This window comes from Pseudomonas uvaldensis, from assembly GCF_021271205.1.
In the GTDB taxonomy this organism is placed as follows: Bacteria; Pseudomonadota; Gammaproteobacteria; order Pseudomonadales; family Pseudomonadaceae; genus Aquipseudomonas; species Aquipseudomonas uvaldensis.
Genome location: NZ_JAIWKS010000001.1, coordinates 368,563 through 388,581 on the forward strand (window position 1 = coordinate 368,563; position 20,019 = coordinate 388,581).

At 60.6% G+C, this 20,019-nt stretch carries 15 protein-coding genes; 7 read left to right on the forward strand and 8 right to left on the reverse strand.

Features of this window, described 5'->3' with window-relative positions:
- The first annotated feature begins 274 nt into the window (after positions 1-274).
- The 3 genes from LCU97_RS01705 to LCU97_RS01715 are packed head-to-tail and all read left to right on the forward strand — an operon-like array spanning position 275 to position 7,543.
- Positions 275-901: a response regulator transcription factor gene (locus LCU97_RS01705; protein WP_024776711.1), complete on the forward strand. Its 627-nt coding sequence runs from the start codon at positions 275-277 to the stop codon at positions 899-901.
- 11 nt (positions 902-912) lie between these two features.
- Positions 913-4,533 (forward strand): transporter substrate-binding domain-containing protein, encoded by a 3,621-nt coding sequence (locus LCU97_RS01710; RefSeq protein ID WP_232775417.1) that lies wholly within the window; start codon positions 913-915, stop codon positions 4,531-4,533.
- 58 nt (positions 4,534-4,591) lie between these two features.
- Complete coding sequence (locus LCU97_RS01715; RefSeq protein WP_232775418.1) at positions 4,592-7,543, forward strand: HD domain-containing phosphohydrolase; 2,952 nt, start codon at positions 4,592-4,594, stop codon at positions 7,541-7,543.
- A 35-nt stretch (positions 7,544-7,578) separates the two neighbouring features.
- On the opposite strand, the gene LCU97_RS01720 is transcribed toward LCU97_RS01715, so the two are convergent.
- Both LCU97_RS01720 and LCU97_RS01725 read right to left on the reverse strand, forming a co-directional pair.
- On the reverse strand, positions 7,579-8,061 hold the full coding sequence (locus LCU97_RS01720) for a GAF domain-containing protein (protein ID WP_053155211.1): 483 nt from the start codon (positions 8,059-8,061) through the stop codon (positions 7,579-7,581).
- Positions 8,058-8,948: an ATP-binding protein gene (locus LCU97_RS01725; protein ID WP_053155210.1), complete on the reverse strand. Its 891-nt coding sequence runs from the start codon at positions 8,946-8,948 to the stop codon at positions 8,058-8,060. The genes LCU97_RS01720 and LCU97_RS01725 overlap by 4 nt, the downstream gene beginning before the upstream one ends.
- 163 nt (positions 8,949-9,111) lie before the next feature.
- Between LCU97_RS01725 and LCU97_RS01730 the strand changes: the two genes are divergently transcribed.
- Positions 9,112-11,433 (forward strand): hybrid sensor histidine kinase/response regulator, encoded by a 2,322-nt coding sequence (locus tag LCU97_RS01730; protein ID WP_232775569.1) that lies wholly within the window; start codon positions 9,112-9,114, stop codon positions 11,431-11,433.
- Here LCU97_RS01730 and LCU97_RS01735 read toward each other — a convergent pair.
- The 3 genes from LCU97_RS01735 to msrB form a co-directional block, all read right to left on the reverse strand.
- Positions 11,417-11,878 carry a MarR family winged helix-turn-helix transcriptional regulator gene (locus tag LCU97_RS01735; RefSeq protein WP_053155205.1) on the reverse strand — a complete coding sequence of 154 codons (462 nt, stop codon included), beginning with the start codon at positions 11,876-11,878 and terminating at the stop codon, positions 11,417-11,419. The genes LCU97_RS01730 and LCU97_RS01735 overlap by 17 nt on opposite strands.
- Positions 11,875-12,360, reverse strand: a complete 486-nt coding sequence (locus tag LCU97_RS01740) for a glutathione peroxidase (protein WP_053155203.1) — start codon at positions 12,358-12,360, stop codon at positions 11,875-11,877. Before LCU97_RS01740 ends, LCU97_RS01735 begins: the two co-directional genes overlap by 4 nt.
- A gap of 140 nt (positions 12,361-12,500) precedes the next feature.
- A complete protein-coding gene (gene msrB / locus LCU97_RS01745) occupies positions 12,501-12,896 on the reverse strand; it encodes a peptide-methionine (R)-S-oxide reductase MsrB (protein ID WP_232775419.1) in 396 nt (131 codons plus the stop codon).
- Between the two features lie 221 nt (positions 12,897-13,117).
- Here msrB and LCU97_RS01750 point away from each other — a divergent pair, with 221 nt between their 5' ends.
- Positions 13,118-14,329, forward strand: coding sequence for a pyridoxal phosphate-dependent aminotransferase (locus tag LCU97_RS01750; RefSeq protein ID WP_053155200.1), 1,212 nt, complete (start codon positions 13,118-13,120; stop codon positions 14,327-14,329).
- A 301-nt stretch (positions 14,330-14,630) separates the two neighbouring features.
- Positions 14,631-15,518 carry a protease HtpX gene (htpX, locus tag LCU97_RS01755; protein WP_053155198.1) on the forward strand — a complete coding sequence of 296 codons (888 nt, stop codon included), beginning with the start codon at positions 14,631-14,633 and terminating at the stop codon, positions 15,516-15,518.
- 72 nt (positions 15,519-15,590) lie between these two features.
- On the opposite strand, the gene LCU97_RS01760 is transcribed toward htpX, so the two are convergent.
- A complete protein-coding gene (locus LCU97_RS01760) occupies positions 15,591-16,244 on the reverse strand; it encodes a thiopurine S-methyltransferase (protein ID WP_232775420.1) in 654 nt (217 codons plus the stop codon).
- Positions 16,245-16,348: 104 nt separating this feature from the next.
- Here LCU97_RS01760 and LCU97_RS01765 point away from each other — a divergent pair, with 104 nt between their 5' ends.
- The gene (locus tag LCU97_RS01765; RefSeq protein WP_053155195.1) at positions 16,349-17,116 is read left to right on the forward strand and encodes a DODA-type extradiol aromatic ring-opening family dioxygenase; all 768 of its coding nucleotides are present in this window, start codon (positions 16,349-16,351) and stop codon (positions 17,114-17,116) included.
- Positions 17,117-17,258: 142 nt separating this feature from the next.
- Here LCU97_RS01765 and LCU97_RS01770 read toward each other — a convergent pair whose 3' ends face one another.
- Together LCU97_RS01770 and LCU97_RS01775 are read right to left on the reverse strand one after the other, a co-directional pair.
- Complete coding sequence (locus tag LCU97_RS01770; RefSeq protein ID WP_053155193.1) at positions 17,259-18,929, reverse strand: DEAD/DEAH box helicase; 1,671 nt, start codon at positions 18,927-18,929, stop codon at positions 17,259-17,261.
- A gap of 303 nt (positions 18,930-19,232) precedes the next feature.
- Complete coding sequence (locus tag LCU97_RS01775; protein ID WP_053155191.1) at positions 19,233-19,988, reverse strand: spermidine synthase; 756 nt, start codon at positions 19,986-19,988, stop codon at positions 19,233-19,235.
- Positions 19,989-20,019 lie beyond the last annotated feature (31 nt).

Consider the following 20,019-nt stretch of genomic DNA (forward strand, 5'->3'; position numbering starts at 1 on the left):
CATGAGATCGGGCTTTTTGCTGAAGTTGCAAAAAGCCCTCGATCTGTTTGTCATTAACCAAATGATAAACATCTCTAAACATGACGCCCACTAATAAAGCTCACCCAACTTCACGCCAATGACCTACTAAAAAACCAAATACCTCGTAGTATTCGACCTCTTTTTTTGTAGGAAACTTCTGAAACAAAGGATGAATGCCCGTCTCCTCGTACGGCCTGGGCTTTAACTGGGCTAAGGTGCGCGCTTTATTTAGGCTCGCATGGGACTTTTATTCATGAACTCCGTTTTCATTGTCGACGATCATCCGGTCATCCGCCTCGCTGTTCGCATGCTGCTGGAGCATGAGGGCTATAAAGTCGTAGGGGAAACCGACAATGGCGTCGATGCGATGCAAATGGTGCGCGAATGCATGCCGGATCTGGTGATTCTGGACATCAGCATTCCCAAACTTGACGGGCTGGAAATTCTTTCGCGCTTCAACGCCATGACCACACCGCTCAAGACCCTGGTGCTCACGGCGCAATCACCGACGCTATTCGGTATCCGTTGCATGCAATCCGGTGCCTCCGGTTACGTTTGCAAGCAGGAAGACCTCAGCGAACTCGTCAGTGCGATCAAGGCGGTATTGTCAGGCTACAACTATTTTCCGAGCCAGGCACTTAATCCGGTGCGCCCCGATGATCCTCGAAGTATCGAGCTGGATCTGTTCAAGAACGTCAACGATCGCGAGTTGATGGTATTGCAACTTTTTGCCCAGGGTCGTACCAACAAGGAAATAGCCAAAGGCATGTTTCTGAGCAACAAGACAGTCAGTACCTATAAGAAACGGTTGATGCAGAAACTCAAGGTCAAGTCCTTGGTAGAACTCATAGAGATGGCGAAACGAAACGCACTGGTGTGAGAAAAAACAGGATGTCCACAGGCATAAAAGGAACTTTCCTGCCATTGATCGCAGGGCTATTTGCAGAACTCGTCGCGGCCACCCCCGCTGCACCCGAGCATTACACGCTCCTGGGCCGCTCGAGCACGGCCCGGGCCGAGGTCAACCTCAATGACTCCCAACGCGCCTGGCTGCGAGAACGCCGGGAACTGGTCCTGGGTACCTCCGCGCCGGATTATCCGCCCTTCGATCTTTCGACCAGTGGACGCGACTATGAAGGCATGACCGCCGATTACGCCGCCGTCATTGCCAAGGCGACCGGGTTGCCCATGAAGGTTCTGCGGTTCGACTCCCGTGGTGCGGCCATCGCCGCGCTCAAGAACGGACAGATCGACATGCTGGGGACCGCCAACGGCTTTGAAGGCCGCGACCCCGACCTGGTCCTTTCGACGCCCTATGCCGTGGACCAACCTGTTCTTGTTACCCGAACCCGTGAAAACCGGTCCCTGGCCGAGGACCTGGAAGGGCTGCGTCTGAGCATGGTTTATCACTACCTGCCGGAGCAGGACATCGAAAGGCTGTACCCAAAGGCACGAATCACCACCTACCCCTCCTACCAGAACGCCCTCAACGCCGTCGCCTTCGGCCAGGCCGATGTATTTCTCGGCGATACCATTTCTACCCACTACATGATCAACAAGGGTTACCTGAACAACATCCGCATGGCCAGCTTCGGCAAGCATGAATCCCATGGATTCGGTTTCGCGGTACGACGTCAGGACACCCGGTTGCTGGAAATAATCGATACCACGCTCAACCGGATTCCGGTTACCGAACAGGCGGCGATCTCCAAACGCTGGAGCGCAGGCAGCGATCTCTACCTCACCGAGCATCGGATACAACTGACCAACCGGGAACGACGCTGGCTGGCCAGTCATCCGGTGGTTCGGGTGGCTGTGAACGAAACATTCGCTCCATTCACATTCTTCGATCCGGATGGCGATTTACGTGGGATAAGCGCCGACCTGCTGGAGCTGATCCGGCTGCGTACAGGCTTGCGCCTGGATATCCAGCGCCATCGCGGCGACAGCGAGGCGATTGCCGCGCTGGGCAATGGTCAGGCCGACATGATTGCGGCACTCTTGCCCAGCAGCGAACGGCAACGGCATCTCAGATTCAGTCGTCCCTACGTCGACAGCTCATTCGTCCTGCTGAGCCGCAAACCATCCGACGCGCCCACGACGCTCGACCAGTTCGAAACGAGAAGCCTGGCAATCGCCAAAGGCAACCCGATCATCGATTGGCTACGTCGCCAGTACCCACGTATCAGGATCATCGAAACCACCGATTCCGCGCACGCCGTGCAAATGCTTGCCCAAGGCCAGGTCGAAGGCAGTGTGCATTCCCTGGTGATGGCCAACTATTTTCTTTCGTTCCACACGTTCAAAGACACCTTGCAGATCAGCAGCACCGTGGGCACCGAGCAAGCCCTGTTCTCCCTGGCCACCGCCGGAAACGCCACCGAGCTGAGCTCCATTCTCGACAAGGCTCTGACCAGCATCGACCCCGACGAACTGGGGGTCATCAACAACCGATGGAGGGGTTACATCCCGGCATCGGAGCAGACCTGGCGCACCTATAACCGCCTGTTCCTCCAGGCCGTCGCGGGGGTCGGCCTGCTACTGCTGCTGTCCTTGGCCTGGAACGCCTACATGCGACGGCAGATCCTCCAGCGCCAACGAGCGGAACTGGCGCTCAACGATCAGCTCGAGTTCATGCACTCGCTGCTCAACGGCACTCCGCATCCCATTTACGTCAGAGACCGCAACGGCGTCCTGCAGAGCTGTAACGACAGCTATCTGCAAACCTTCGACGCCAAACGCGAAGACGTCATCGGCAAGGACGTGATGCCCGGTTCGATGAGTAATGCCTTCGAAGCCCAGGAGTACCAGGCGGACTACCTGCGTGTCATGGAGGAAGGCACCCCCTTGATCGTCGACAGGCCGCTGTGCATCGGCGACAGGACGCTGACGATCTACCACTGGGTCCTGCCCTATCGCAACTCCGCCGCGCAGGTGCAGGGCATCATTGGCGGCTGGATAGACATCAGCGAACGACGGCAGCTGTTCGATGAACTTCGGGCGGCCAAGGAACGTGCCGATGAGGCGAACCGGGCCAAGAGCACCTTCCTGGCGACCATGAGCCATGAAATCCGCACCCCCATGAACGCGGTGATCGGCATGCTTGAACTGGCCCTGAAACAGGCCGACAAGGGACAGGTGGACCGCGCCACCATCGCTGTCGCCTACGAATCGGCCTCCGGCATGCTGGATCTGATCGGCGACATCCTGGACATCGCCCGCATCGAGTCGGGGCATCTGAGCCTGGCTCCCGAGCGGGTGAACCTCAGGGCCCTGCTTCAATCGGTCATACGGGTATTCGAGGGCCTGGCCCGACAGAAGAACCTGACGCTGACCCTGCAGTTCGACCCGGCGGATGCCAACCCGGACGTGCTGATGGACCCCCTTCGATTCAAGCAGGTGGTTTCGAATCTGGTCAGCAATGCCCTCAAGTTCACGGAACAGGGCTGGGTACGGATTCACGCCCGGTGGTCCCGAACCGACCGGGACGACGTACTGCAGCTGCAACTGGACATCAGCGACAGCGGCATCGGCATCAGTCCGACCGACCTGCAACGCCTGTTCGAGCCTTTTGCCCAGGCCGACAATACCGGCCGGATGGCCCGCAAGGGCGCCGGGCTGGGCCTGGTGATCAGCCGTAACCTGTGCCGGATGATGGGAGGTAACCTGCACATGAACAGCCAACCGGGAGCCGGCACGCAAGTCCGGATTTGCCTGCAATTGAGCGTGCTGCCAACGATTGACACCTGCACACCTCCCCCGCCCGTGATCGAAACGGCATCGGTCGCCCTGAACGTGCTGGTGGTGGATGATCATCCGGCCAATCGTTTATTGATGTCACAGCAACTGGAGTACCTTGGCCATCACTACCAGGTCGCCGACGACGGCGAACAAGGGCTTGCGGCCTGGCAGGACGGGAGTTTCGATCTGGTCATCGTCGACTGCAACATGCCCGTCATGAGCGGCTACGAGCTGGCCCGGTCGATCCGCCGGCACGAGTCCGAGCGGCATCTTCCGCCCTGCACGCTCCTGGGGTTCACCGCCAATGCTCAACCCGAAGAAAAACAACGCTGCCTGGACGCGGGGATGGACGACTGTCTGTTCAAGCCGATCAGCCTGACTGTCCTGAGCCAATGGATGAACACGGTCAGCCCCGCCAGCCAGCCACGAGCCTTCAATGTTCACAATCTGCGAGCGCTCACGGGCGGTGATCCTTCGTCCACCCGGCGGTTGTTGGCAGAGCTGCTGAACAGTAACCGCTCCGATCGCCAGGAACTGCTCGATATCGCCCGGGGAGGGAACCGGCAGGCGCTGACCGAAACGGCACACAAGATAAAGGGCGTTGCCCGTATCGTGCAGGCCACCGATCTGATCCAGCGATGCGAAGCATTGGAGCATGCCTGTCTTCAAGACCGGGCACCCGAACGAATCCAGGCGTGCGCCCAAGCCCTCGAACGCGCCATGACGGAGCTGGAGCGAGTGCTGGAAAACGAGGTCGCCAAGGCAAAATAGCCCGGTATTTACTATGCTGGCCGATCAGCAGTGCGTACCCACACTTGGAGTGACTGCAATGCCCAGCGCACCGCGTCCGGAACAACGCCGATTCCCCCTGCACGTGCACATCAGCGTGATGTTCACCCTGCTTCTGCTGCTGACCGGCGTGGCACTGGGCCTCTTCAATTACCGGCAGACCACGCAGGTCATCCTGTCGAGCAGCGAACAACTGTTCAACCGCATTGAGCGGGACGTGCGTCTGGACCTGTACGACACCTACGAACCGATCCGTCATGTGTTGAGCCTGCTGGCCGATTATCCGGCGACGCGGGCGCCCGGAATGGAGCAACGCCTGGCGCTGCTCACCCCGTTCAGTCAGGCACTGCGGGACAACCCGAACCTGGCCTCGTTGTACCTGGGCGATCGCCATGGCAATTTCCTGATGGTCCGGCCGCTGCGCACCCAGGCGCTGAAGACCGCGCTGAACGCGCCAGTCGACGCAGTCTACCAAGTCTGGACGATAGACCGGACGAGCCTGCCGGGCCAGGTGCGCTCCCAATCGCTGTTCTACGATCAGACACTGGCTTTCATCAGTGCCCAGGACAATGCCGATGGCACTTTCGATCCACGCACACGTGACTGGTTTCGCAGTGCTTTGGACACTGCCGGGCAGATCACGACCGAGCCCTACGTTTTCTTTTCCACCCGCAACATCGGCACGACCCTTGCCCGCCGAAGCGGCGAAGACGCGGTCATCGGTGCCGACCTCACCCTCGCAGCCTTGTCCCAGACGCTCGCCAAGCACAAGGTGACCCTCGGCACCGAGATCGTGCTGATCGATCCCCAAGGCAACGCCGTGGGTTATCCCGACAGTGATCGGTTGCTCGCTGACACGGCATCGGCCCGACTGATCCAAGCCCGCGAGCTCAACCCAGCCATCGCCGCCGCGCTCGACGTCAACAGTGACGCGACGCACCTGGAGGCAGCCGGCCGTCAATGGATCGTGGCCCGCAGTCATATGCAGGAAGGCGGCCCACAGGGCCTGGAGCTGGCGTTGCTGGTGCCCGAAGATGAATTGCTGGCCGATGCCTATCGCATGCGCTGGCAGGGCGCCCTGATTACCCTGGCCACCCTGCTGCTGTGTCTGCCCTTGGGCTGGCTGACTTCCAGGCTGCTGGTCAAGCCGCTGAGCGCATTGGTGCAGGAAGCGGATGCCATTCGCAGTTTCGACTTCACTCATCCGGTGTCGCGCCATACCTTGGTGCTGGAGATCGATCAGTTGAGCCTCTCGATGGCCCGAATGAAAGAGACACTGGCAAGCTTCTTCGAAATCACCGCCAGTCTGCGCGCCGAAACCCGCTTCGCCCCACTGCTCGAACGGGTGCTGTTCGAGACTGTGAAAATCGGCCAGGCCCAGGCTGGCCTGATCTATCTACGCGAGAACGATAGCGACCAGATCAAGCCGTACGGACTGGTCATCGATGGGGCCGTACAGTCGCTGGCGGCCTTTGAACTGCAAAGCCATGCGCTGGCCGGCGATACCAGCCCACCCTGGCTCCGGCAACTGGCCCTCACGGACAACCTCGTCACCTCCCTGGGCTTCGAGCAGACCGGTGATCTGCAGCGTATCCTGCAGATACTCGAATCTCCCCGGGTCCATCTGATTGGCATCCACCTGCGCAACCGCCACCAGGACACCATCGGCGTGCTGGTGCTGCTGATCTGCGATACGGGCACCGAAGCCGACCTGGAGAAACTGCAACCAGACCGCATCGCCTTCCTGCAGGCGGTATCCGGCGCCGCCGCCGTGAGCATCGAAAGCCAGCGCCTGCAAACCCGCCAGAAACAGTTGCTGGATTCGTTCATCCAGTTGCTGGCCGGTGCGATCGATGCCAAAAGTCCCTATACCGGAGGTCATTGCCAGCGGGTGCCAGCCCTGACACTGCTACTCGCCCAGGCCGCCGCCGCGAGCACCGCTCCGGCGTTCGAAGGCTACCAACCCACCGAAGATGAATGGGAAGCGCTGCACATCGCCGCCTGGCTGCACGATTGCGGCAAGGTCACCACCCCCGAGTACGTGGTGGATAAAGCCACCAAGCTGGAAACCCTGAACGACCGGATCCACGAAATCCGCACCCGCTTCGAGGTGCTCAAGCGCGACGCCTGGATCGACTACTGGAAAGCCCTGGCAACGGGAGGCGAACCTTCCTTGCTGGCGCACAAACGCGATGAAACGCTGGCCGGCCTCGATGACGACTTCGCGTTCGTCGCGCGTTGCAACCTGGGTACCGAAGCCATGGCCGACACCGACCTGCAACGTTTGCAGAAGATTGCCCAGCGCCCCTGGGTCCGGACACTGGACGATCGCCTGGGCGTGTCCTGGGAAGAGAGCCGGCGCCAGGCACGCACGCCCGAGCCAACGCTCCCGGTCGTCGAAAGCCTATTGTCCGACAAACCCGAACACCTGGTGGCGCGACACGAGGCCGAACTGATCCCGGCAGACAACCCATGGGGCTTCCAACTGGATGTGCCGGCCTGGAAATACAACCGTGGCGAACTTTACAACCTCAGCATCCCGCGGGGCACGCTGACCCGCGAGGAACGCTACGTCATCAATCACCACATGGTGCAGACGATCCTGATGCTCAGCCAGTTGCCCTTCCCCAATCACTTGGAGCACGTTGCGGAAATCGCTGGTGGTCATCACGAAAAAATGGATGGCACCGGATACCCCAAGCGACTCAAGCGCGAGGAAATGAGTCTGCCGGCCCGCATGATGGCCATCGCCGATATTTTCGAAGCACTGACGGCGGCTGACCGCCCCTACAAGAAAGCCAAGAAACTGAGTGAAGCCCTGGGCATCATGGCCACCATGTGCCATGACGCCCATATCGATCCGGAGCTGTTCAAGCTGTTCATCGATGAACGGGTCTACCTGAGCTACGCCGAGCAGTTCCTCGATCCGAGCCAGATCGATGACGTCGACGAGGAACGGCTCCTGGCTCAGGCGGGATTGCTGCCATGCTGATCGCAATCGCCCCCGTTCGAGCCGAGCCTGCTCGTTCAGCAGTCGGTCAGACGCAGGAAAATCTGCGCCAACTGCTCGATGCCGGCCTGGTCATGCTCGCTGAAGCGCGCCAGCTTCGGGCTGTCCAGGTCAAGCACGCCAATCAGGCGTCCATCCTTGAACAGCGGCACCACCAGTTCACTGTTCGACGCACTGTCACAGGCGATGTGACCCGCGAAGGCATGCACGTCCTCGACGCGCTGGGTCTGGCCGGTTGCCGCCGCCGTGCCGCAAACACCCCGGCCGAAGGGGATCCGCACGCAGGCGATCTGGCCCTGGAACGGGCCCAGCACCAGCTCTTCGTTGCGATTGAGGTAAAAGCCGGCCCAGTTCAAGTCATCCAGCTGACTGAACAGAAAGGCCGAAAACTGCGCGGCATTGGCAATGAAATCACGTTCATCGGCCAACAGGGATTGCAGCTGTGCCGATAACAGCTCGTAGCCATCGAGGCCCTGGCCGGTGCTCTTCAGATCGATCATGCCTTATGCTCCAGAAGTTTGAGGCCTACCCAATAACGGGCAAATTGATAAGCGCAACGTCCGTTGCGGTTGCCCCGCCCGGTGGCCCACCGGACTGCTTGTATATCGAGTGCTTCATCACGCTGCCAGGCCAGCCCGGCCTTGGCCGCCAGTTCGCCGATCCAGTGCTCGACCACGTTGAGAAAATGTTCTTGGGTAAAGGGATAGAACGACAACCACAGCCCGAAACGGTCGGACAATGCGATCTTGTCCTCAACGGCTTCGCTGGGGTGCAGCTCGCCATCGACCCGCTTCCAGTTCTCGTTGTCGCTTTCCTTTTCCGGCACCAGATGGCGGCGGTTGGAGGTCGCATACAACAACACGTTGTCCGGAGCCTGTTCGAGAGAGCCATCCAGCACGCTCTTGAGCACCCGGTAATCACCTTCGCCGGATTCGAACGACAGGTCATCGCAGAACAACACGAAGCGCTGGGGCAGCTTGGCAACCTGCTCGACCACCCGAGGCAGATCCGCCAGGTGATCGCGCTCGATCTCGATCAATCGCAAGCCCTGCTGGGCATGTTCGGCCAGCAAGGCGCGCACCAGGGACGACTTTCCCGTACCCCGCGAGCCCCAGAGCAACGCGTGGTTGGCCGGCATCCCCTGAATGAACTGGTGCGTGTTGCGTCCCAGTTGTTCGACCTGGCGCTCGACGCCGATCAGGTCCGACAGGCGCATGTCGAGGCTGACCTGCAGCGGCAGCAGATACCCGCTGCGGCCGTCGCGCTGCCAGCGGGCAGCCAGGGTTGCGGTCCAGTCAATGGCAGGCCGGGGCGCGGGCAGCAAAGGTTCGATACGGGCCAGCACCGCATCGGCGCGCTCAAGAAAAGCATTCAATCGCGAGTCCACGTCTTTTCCTCGGGCAAGTTCACAGTAATGATGGTGCCACGGCGACGAAACACCGTATTCATTGGCGGGTCTATCCCACACAACATAAACCGGCCGGGCCGGTATTCAGAGATGATCAGCTATGCTTGAGCGGCGAAGGGAAACGTAAGTGGTTCACCATTCCATGGACATCAGGTTCACCCAACGGCTGTCATACAAGCAGGCTCGACTGACCGTCCTGGTGGGTTTCGTACTGGGCACTTTGCTCAGCCTGGTGCAGATAGGCATCGATTATGCCAGCGAAGACGCGTCGATCAACCGCGAGATCCTGTCGCTGATGGAAATCAGCCACAACCCCGCCTCGCGCATCGCCTACAACATCGACGCCGAACTGGCTCAGGAACTGTCCCTGGGGCTGCTGCGTTCACCGGCGATCATCGGCGCCGAACTGGTCGACAACAACAATACCGTACTGGCCAGCGTCAAACGACCCGAACTCCAGAGCAGTTACCGATTCATCAGCGACTTTCTGTTCGGTGCACAGCGTCAATTCGAAGACCGGCTCTACCTGGACCATCTGCCCGGCGAATCCCTGGGCGTGCTGCGCCTGGACGTCGACACCTATACATTCGGCAGTCGTTTCCTGCGCCGGGCCGAGGTTACGTTGCTCAACGGCTTTGCCCGCAGCCTGATCCTGACCGGGCTGTTACTGGCGTTGTTCTACGTGATGCTGACCAAACCCCTGGTGCGGGTGATCCGTGAGTTGAGCAGTCGAGACCCGGCCAGCAGCGAACAGAGCCGGCTGGACTGCCCTTCCGGCCACCAATACGACGAGATCGGCGTACTGGTCTCGGTCGCCAACCAGCAGTTCGAGAATATCTCCACCGAAATCCAGCAGCGGCGTACCGCCGAAAATCGCCTCACCGAATACCTGGCGCAACTGGAAAACATCGTCTCGGCGCGCACCGCCGAACTCAAGGCCATCAATGATCGCCTCAGCCAATCCAACGAAGAACTGGAAGTGGCCAGGCGTACCGCCCTGGACATGGCCGAAGCCCGTTCCGCCTTCCTGGCCAGCATGAGTCATGAGATCCGCACGCCGCTCAACGGCCTGCTGGGGATGATTGCCTTGTCCCTGGATGGGCCCCTGACCGCTGAACAACAACAGCAGCTCTCGATTGCCCATGACTCGGGCAAGGTATTGGTGGAACTGCTCAATGACATTCTCGATCTGTCGAAATTCGATGCCGGCCAACTGGAACTCGAACGCATCCCGTTCGATCTGGCCTCTCTGATCGAGGACACTGCCAACCTGCTTTCCCAGAACGCCGCTCCCAGTGTCGAGCTGGCCTGCCTGATCGATCCACGATTCCCGGCGCAGGTGCTTGGCGACCCGACCCGGGTGCGTCAGATTGTCAGCAACCTGTTGTCCAACGCACTCAAATTCACCCGCTTCGGCCGGGTCGATGTACGACTGACTGCCTACGACGGCGGGGTACGCATCGAGGTCTGCGACACCGGCATCGGCATCCCCCAGGAGGCCCAGGCGAGGATCTTCCAGCCCTTCACCCAGGCCGGTGCCGGCATTACCCGTCAATTTGGTGGAACCGGCCTGGGCCTGGCGCTGACCAACAACCTCTGCGAAGCCATGCAGGGCCGGTTGACGATCAGCTCCGAAGCCGGCTTCGGCAGCCAGTTCTGCGCTGACCTGCCCCTGCCTTGCCATACCCCGGCGATGCCCGCCGAACCGTTGCACGGCAATATCGTCGCCATCACCGCCGGCAGCAGCGGGTTGGCCGAGTTGCTGGACATGCTGCTGCCCACCTGGGGGCTGGACTACCAGCGACGCTCCGTGGATGACTCGCTGCTGGGCCTCAAGCCCGATGTGCTGATCACCGACTGCCCTGAATGCCTGTTCAACTTGAGACCGACCTTCAGCGCCCCCATCCTGCTGGTCACCGCCTACGGCAGTTTCATGCCCAGCCAGGAAGCCGCAGCCCTTGCCCCTCTGTTGCAACAGGCCCGCCCGCTGGCACGCCATGCCCTGTATCAGATCCTGCGTCGCGCCCTGCAAAGCGAAGCGACCACCATCAACGAAACGCAGGTCGAGACGCCGCCACTGTCCAGGCGCGCCCAGGTCTTGCTGGTCGAGGACAATCCGGTCAATCAATTGGTCGCCAAGGGCATGTTGGTGAAGCTGGGCTGCGAAGTCACCGTCGCAGCCCACGGCGCGGAAGCATTGAATCAGCTCGAACAGCGGGATTTCGACCTGGTGCTGATGGATTGCAACATGCCGGTGATGGACGGCTACGAAGCCAGTCGGCAAATACGCCGAAGCGGGCGCTGGCCGGACCTGCCGATTGTCGCACTGACAGCCAATGCCATGCCCGAGGAGCGGGAACGCTGCCGGACCGCCGGCATGAGCGACTACTTGTCCAAACCGTTCCGCCGCGAGGAACTGGCAGCGGTACTGGATCAGTGGGTACCGACTAAGTCAGCGCCTTGATTTGTGCCAGCAGGTGATCGAGATCCTCGCGCAACGTCCCCAGGCCGTCCAGGTCGATCCCGCTGTCGCATAACAGGCGGGCCTTCAGCGGGCCGACCTGGTCACGCAGGGCCCGTCCTGTATCCGTCAGGCTCAAGTGCACTTCGCGCTCGTCCCGGGCCGAACGCTGGCGCTGCACCAGCGCCAGCTGTTCCAGACGCTTGAGCAGCGGCGTCAGCGTCCCGGAATCCAGCAGCAACCGTTCCCCCAGAGCCTTGACCGTGGGTTGCTCCGGCGCGGTGTCCTGCCATTCCCACAGCACCAGCATCGCCAGGTATTGCGGGTAGGTCAGGCCGAGCTGGTCGAGCATCGGCTTATAGCCGCGTATCACCGCCCGCGACGCGGCGTACAGCTTGAAGCACAACTGGCTGTCGAGCCTCAATGCATCGATCGACAGGTCATTCATTTGAGCAGGGCTTCGATCTCTGAAGTGAGGTCCTGGGGCTTGGTGGTCGGGGCAAAACGCTTGACCACTTGGCCATCCTTGCCGATCAGGAACTTGGTGAAGTTCCACTTGATGCCCTTGGACCCCAGCACGCCAGGGGCACGCTGCTTGAGCTGGACGAACAGTGGATGAGCATTGGCGCCATTGACTTCGATTTTCTTGAACAGCGGGAAGCTCACGCCGAAATTCAGCTCGCAGAACTCGGAAATCGCGCCCTCGTCACCCGGCTCCTGCTTGCCGAACTGATTGCAGGGAAAGCCCAGCACCACCAGGCCTCGGTCCTTGTAGGTCTGCCACAGCGATTCGAGGCCTTTGTATTGCGGCGTGAAACCGCACTGGCTGGCGGTGTTGACCACCAGCACGGCCTTGCCGGCGAAATCGGCGAGAGTCTTTTGCTCGCCCTTGATGGTGGTGCAGGGGATGCTCAGCAAGTTGTCGCTCATGGCAAGGCTCCGAAGAAATGGGACAGGTGTGCAAGATAGCGAGCAATTCAATTGTGTGCAATTTAATTAGCAGGACTACCAACACCATGGACTGTTCAAGAGCAAGGCCTGTAGGAGCAAGGCCTCGCTCCTACAGGGGTTTATTCGCGGGCCACGAGGTCCAGGCACACCGAGTTGATGCAATAGCGCAATCCCGTCGGCGGCGGGCCGTCGGGGAATACATGCCCCAGGTGGGCATCACACTTGGCGCACACCACCTCCGTACGGATCATGCCATGGCTCATGTCCCGCACCTCCATCACCGCGTTGCCCTCGATAGGCGCGTAGAAGCTCGGCCAGCCGCAGCCGGAATCGAACTTGGTGTGCGAATCGAACAGCGGCTCGTGGCAGCAGATGCAGTGGTACACGCCATCGGTCTTGGTGGCGTTGTACTTACCGGAGAACGGTCGTTCGGTACCTTTCAATCGACAAACGTTGTACTGCTCCGGATCGAGCATGGCGCGCCACTCTTCAAGGGTTTTCTGCAACTTTTCCATCGTCTTGCCTCGGCAATTGAAAAAGCCCGATCCGACGCTTTTCCACGGGTCGGGCGGCACGTATGATTGCGCCTCGTCAGATGCCAGTCTGGCAGTCGCGTCCTGCGTATTCAAACGGATTGTGACGCCCATGCCGCGTCAAGCCCGGGTACAGACGCAGGATCACCAGTGCGGTCGTCGAGGCGCCCGCCTGGATCGTTCATTTTCGGGAACACATCGCCATGCAGGTCAGCAAATCGAACAAGCTCGCCAACGTCTGCTACGACATTCGCGGCCCGGTGCTCAAGCACGCCAAACGCCTGGAAGAGGAAGGCCATCGCATCCTCAAGCTGAACATCGGCAACCCGGCACCCTTTGGTTTCGAAGCGCCCGATGAAATTCTCCAGGACGTGATCCGCAACCTGCCGACCGCCCAGGGCTACAGCGACTCCAAGGGCCTGTTCAGCGCCCGCAAGGCGGTGATGCAGTATTACCAGCAGAAGCAGGTCGAAGGCGTCGGCATCGAGGACATCTACCTGGGCAACGGTGTGTCCGAGCTGATCGTGATGTCGATGCAGGCACTGCTCAACAACGGTGACGAGGTGCTGGTACCGGCCCCGGACTACCCACTGTGGACCGCTGCCGTGAGCCTGTCCGGTGGCAACCCGGTGCATTACCTCTGCGACGAACAGGCCAACTGGTTCCCCGATCTGGCGGACATCAAGGCCAAAATCACGCCGAACACCAAGGCACTGGTGATCATCAACCCGAACAACCCGACCGGCGCGGTCTACTCCAGGGAAGTGCTGCTGGGCATGCTGGAGCTGGCCCGCCAGCACAATCTGGTGGTGTTCTCCGACGAGATCTACGACAAGATCCTGTACGACGATGCCGTCCACATCTGCACCGCCTCCCTGGCCCCGGACCTGTTGTGCCTGACCTTCAACGGCTTGTCCAAATCCTACCGCGTGGCGGGTTTCCGCTCCGGCTGGATTGCCATTTCCGGGCCCAAGCATCACGCCCAGAGCTACATCGAAGGCATCGACATGCTGGCCAACATGCGCCTGTGCGCCAACGTACCGAGCCAGCACGCCATCCAGACGGCGCTGGGCGGCTACCAGAGCATCAACGACCTGGTATTGCCCCCGGGCCGGCTGCTGGAACAGCGCAACCGCACCTGGGAACTGCTTAATGACATTCCCGGCGTCAGTTGCGTCAAGCCGATGGGCGCGCTCTACGCCTTTCCACGGATCGATCCGAAAGTCTGCCCGATCCACAACGACGAAAAATTCGTACTCGACCTGCTTCTGTCCGAAAAGCTGCTGATCGTCCAGGGCACGGCGTTCAACTGGCCGTGGCCGGACCATTTCCGCGTCGTGACTCTGCCGCGGGTCGATGACCTGGAGCAGGCCATTGGCCGTATCGGCAATTTCCTCAAGTCCTACCGTCAATAAGCCGGTTCAGCGTGCGAGGCACCTCGCCTCGCGCGCTGACTGATTCAGCAACATATCTGTTCAGTCGGTTTTGAGGGGCCTTCTACACTGACTGTCCAGCACCCGATGGGCTGCAGGCCCCCATGCTCACGGGGGAAAGGCGGCATATTTCACTCCTCTGGTACTTTCAGAAAAATCTTTCAATCATTTGGGAAGCCTGTAGGACACAGTTTGAAATAGTCGGTGAGTTGAATAGGCTGCTACAGCACCTTATATACCCCGCATAACGCTACATCCTAAGCATGAGGAGTTTGCTACCACCATGATGCGCATCCTGCTGTTCTTGGCCACTAACCTGGCGGTCGTGCTGATTGCCAGCATCACCCTGAGCCTGTTCGGCTTCAACGGGTTCATGGCGGCCAATGGGGTTGATCTCAACCTCAATCAGCTGCTGATCTTCTGTGCGGTGTTCGGTTTCGCCGGCTCCCTGTTCTCGCTGTTCATCTCCAAGTGGATGGCGAAGATGAGCACCGGCACCCAGATCATCAGCCAGCCGCGCACTCGCCATGAACAATGGCTGCTGCAGACCGTCGAGCAGCTGTCCCGCGAAGCCGGCATCAAGATGCCGGAGGTCGGGATCTTCCCGGCCTACGAAGCCAACGCCTTCGCCACCGGCTGGAACAAGAACGACGCGCTGGTCGCGGTCAGCCAGGGCCTGCTCGAGCGATTCTCGCCCGATGAAGTCAAGGCGGTGCTGGCCCACGAGATCGGCCACGTCGCCAATGGCGACATGGTGACCCTGGCGCTGATCCAGGGCGTGGTGAACACCTTCGTGATGTTCTTCGCCCGCATCATCGGTAATTTCGTCGACAAGGTGATCTTCAAGAACGAAGAAGGCCAGGGTATCGCCTACTACGTGGCGACCATCTTCGCCGAGCTGGTCCTGGGCATCCTCGCCAGCGCCATCGTCATGTGGTTCTCGCGCAAACGCGAATTCCGCGCCGACGACGCCGGCGCCCGCCTGGCTGGCACCGGCGCCATGATCGGCGCCCTGCAGCGCCTGCGTGCCGAACAAGGCCTGCCGGTGCTCATGCCCGACACCCTGAATGCGTTTGGCATCAACGGCGGCATCAAACAGGGCCTGGCTCGCCTGTTCATGAGCCACCCGCCGCTGGAAGAGCGTATCGACGCACTGCGTCGTCGCGGCTGATCAGTTCGAACGACAAAAAGAAGCCCGCAGCGATGCGGGCTTCTTTTTGTGTCGCCTCTCCCGCTCCCCACATCAGCGATTTGAAACCCGATAAACTCGCTCATCCAACCTCGTCACCCCAGCCTGCAAGAACCTCCAGCTTTCCCCCAGCACATCCTGCTCCTGCAAGACCTCCAGTCGCCAGTTGCTCCCCAGCAGCCGCTGCACCTCATCATTCCCCACGGCAAAGGGTGGTCCGGGCATCTGCGCCTGGTCGTAATCCAGGGTGATCAGCAGGCCGACACAGTCCGGCAAGAGACTCTGAAGGTGAGCGGCATACTGTTCGCGCATCGGCGCAGGCAAGGCAATCAACGCCGCCCGATCGTATAACGCCGTGCAGTCGGCCACATCCTCTGCCGTCAAGGCGAAGAAATCACCGCAACGGAGCTCGATGTCACCAGCACGGAAGACCTTGAACACCCCCTCTTCGCTCACACTCGGCTCCAATCGATGCTCCTGGAAGAAATCGGTGATGGCTTTTTCCGATAACTCCACGCCCAACACCGAATGGCCCTCATGGGCGAGCCACAGCAGGTCCAAGGTCTTGCCGCACAATGGTACGAGCACCCGACTGCCCTGCTCCAACGCCAGCCGCGACCAGAAACGATGCAGATAGGGATTCACTTCCGGCAAGTGAAAGCCGATCTGATTGGCCGACCATCGCTGATGCCAAAACGCAGGGTCCATGATGTGCTCCAAAAATATCGATGAAAACGGGCTAAAACTTATATTAGATTCCGATCATAAGCCTGATGGAAGATGACGACATCTTAACGTTCAGGAGCCGTTTCATGCTGCCCAGCCTGTTTATCTCACATGGCTCGCCAATGCTCGCTCTGGAGCCCGGCGACAGCGGCCCTGCGCTGGCTCGCCTTGCCGCTCAACTGCCCAGGCCCAAAGCCATCGTCATTGTGTCCGCCCACTGGGAGAGCAACGAGCTGCAGGTCAGCGCCAACCCACAGCCGCGTACCTGGCACGATTTCGGCGGTTTTCCGCCCGCGCTGTATCAGGTGCAGTATCCCGCACCGGGAAACCCCGAGCTGGCGGCGAAGGTGGCGGACCTGCTCAACGCTGCGCAACTGCCCGCGCACCTTGACACTCAACGTCCCTCTGATCACGGCGTCTGGGTACCGCTGGCCTTGATGTATCCCGAGGCCGATATCCCGGTGGTGCAGGTTTCCCTGCCCAGCCATCAGGGACCGACCTTGCAGACCCAGGTCGGCAGAGCGCTGGCGAACTTGCGCCAGGACGACATCCTGTTGATTGGCTCCGGCAGCATCACCCACAACCTGCGCGACCTCGATTGGAATGCTGGCCCTGAAAGCATCGAACCGTGGGCGAAGGCGTTTCGGGATTGGATCGTGGAAAAACTGGCGGCCGATGATGAGGTCGCGCTGCATGACTATCGCCGCCAGGCACCCAATGCCGTGCGCAGTCACCCCAGCGACGAGCACCTGTTGCCGCTGTATTTTGCCCGAAGCGCCGGGGGAAGATTCAGCGTGGCTCACCAAGGGTTCACGATGGGGGCGTTGGGGATGGACATTTATAGGTTCGATTGACCATACCCCGAGTCGCCTCGATCGCGAGCAGGCTCGCGATCGAGGCGACTCCAACTACAGGAAAAGCACCGGACAACAGGCAAAAAAAATCCCCGAACCAGTCGGGGATTTTTTATGCTCGATCAGTCAGCAGGCAAGCCGATCAATCTTCGCGATAACGACGCAGCTTGAGTTGCTTGCCAGCCACGCGAGTGTCCTTGAGCTTGGTCAGCAACTTCTCCAGGCCTTCTTCCGGCAGCTCCACCAGACTGAAGCTGTCACGTACCTGGATGCGACCGATGGCTTCCCGCGCCAGACCACCTTCGTTGAGGATGGCACCCAGCAGGTTCTTGGCGGCGATGCCGTCACGGGCACCCAGTGCGGTACGGCAGCGGGCACGACCTTCGGCCAGCGGGATCGGCGCACGGCGCTCACGATCACCACGATCCGGACGGTCACCGCGCTCAGGACGGTCGCCACGAGGCGTGCTGTTCGGTACCAGCGGACGCTCCTTCTCGATCGCAGCCAGGTCCAGCGCCTGTCCATTGGTCGCCTTGCGCAACAGGGCGGCGGCCAGGGCACGCGGGCTGCAACCGATGTCGGCAGTCAGGCGATCGAGCAGATCACCGTGAGTCGACTCGGCATCCGCTACCAGCGGCGACAGGCTGTTGGTCAGTTTCTTGATGCGAGCATCCAGAACGGCCTGGGCATCCGGCAGGCGGACTTCCGCAACCTTCTGACCGGTCACACGCTCGATCACTTGCAGCATGCGGCGCTCACGAGGAGTGACCAGCAGCAACGCACGACCTTCGCGACCGGCACGACCGGTACGGCCGATACGGTGAACGTAGGATTCCGGATCGTACGGCATGTCCACGTTGAAGACGTGGGTGATGCGCGGAACGTCCAGGCCACGGGCCGCAACGTCGGTCGCCACAACGATGTCCAGACGGCCATCCTTGAGGGAGTCGATCACGCGCTCACGCTGGTTCTGGGCAATGTCACCGTTCAGCGCAGCGGCTTTGTAGCCTTTGGCTTCCAGGGCGCTGGCCAGGTCCAGGGTCGCTTGCTTGGTGCGCACGAACATGATCAGGGCGTCGAAATCCTCGACTTCCAGCAGGCTCAGGACGGCAGAGGTCTTCTGGTCGGCGTGAACCAGCAGGTGAGCCTGCTCGATCGCGGTGACGGTCTGGGTCTTGCTCTGGATCTTGACGTGTTTCGGGTCTTTCAGATGACGCTCGGCGATCGCACGGATCGACTGCGGCAGGGTGGCCGAAAACAGTACAGTCTGGCGGGTTTCCGGCATGGCCTTGAAGATCACTTCCAGGTCATCCATGAAGCCCAGCTTGAGCATTTCGTCGGCTTCGTCGAGAACCAGGTGGTTCACGGTAGCCAGGACTTTTTCGTCGCGACGCAGGTGGTCGCACAGACGGCCCGGCGTGGCGACAACGATCTGTGCGCCATTACGGATTGCTTTCAGTTGTGGGCCCATCGGCGCGCCGCCGTAGACAGCCACGACAGTCACGCCCGGCATCTGCTTGGCGTAGGTTTCGAAAGCGGTTGCAACTTGCAGCGCCAACTCGCGGGTTGGGGCCAGGATCAGAGCTTGCGGCTCGCGCTTGGACGGATCAATGCGGTGCAGGATCGGCAGGGCGAACGCGGCGGTTTTACCCGTACCGGTTTGCGCCTGGCCAATCATATCGTGACCGGCGAGAATGATCGGGATCGACTGCTGCTGAATGGCCGAAGGCTCTTCATAGCCGGTAGCGACTACTGCAGCGACAATATTGGGATGAAGTTCAAGAGCGGCGAAGCCGCCGATTTCCTGGGTCATGGGTCTGCCTCTAAGTGCATCCGCAAAGACCCATGCTCCAAAGCTGCGCATGCCGTGTTGAGACTCAAGAGTCGCCCTGGCAGCTTTGTCGGCGGGGATTTGCGAAAACGAATGAATGAAAAAGAACGTCGAGAACGCGTCCGTTATACGGACATGCAACCGAAGCTGGCTTCGTAACTGCGCTGTCTTGACGCGGCCCGGCTAAAGGCCGGCGCGCACTATACCGGAATTCGCCCGAAAAGGGAGCTTTTTTTACAGCCGCTAAACCGTTTCATCCTGAGGAATGTGGGTGCCACGCTTGTATCAGGTCGCAGGCCGGATCGCCTTGATCAACGGCAGCAACGAATAGCCCAATCGCGGCGCCAGCGCCTCGGCCCGGGCAACCAGCCCTTCCAGGTCCACGGCCTGCTCCAGGTCCGCCGGCACGATCAGGATCACATTGCCTTCCTTCACCGGCAATTCCCAGTAATGCCGGTGGTACAGGCCGCGCAATAGAGCCGCGCCCAAGGGCTTGCCGTCATCGGTGGCCCATTGGTTGATCACCAGCCAGCCGCCCGGGTTCAGGCGTTTCTGACAATCCTCCAGGAACCCCCAGGCCAGATGCCCGACGCCGGGGCCGACATCGGTATAGAGATCGACGAAGATCAGGTCTGCAGGCTCGGCGGTTTCCAGCAGCTCCAGGGCGTCGCCGACCCGGATATACAAGCGCGGATCGTCGTCCAGCCCCAAGTATTCGATCGCAAGGCGCGGTACATCGGGGCGCAACTCGATGGCCTCGACGTCTTCCAGCGGCAGGAACTTGAGACAGGCCTGGGTCAGCGTACCGGCCCCCAACCCCAGGAAAAGCGCGCTTTCCGGCTGCTCATGACATAACGCACCGATCAGCATGGCACGGGTGTAATCGTATTCGAGCCAGCTGGGATCGGCAGTGAACACACAGCTTTGCTCAATGGCGTCGCCGAACTCGAGGAACCGGTAGTCGGCCACTTCGAACACCCGGATCATGCCGAACTCATCGTGCACCTCGGCGAGCAGATGCTCGACGCGCTCCTCTGTCATTTCATCTCCTGATGGCAACCGAAGCGCCTCA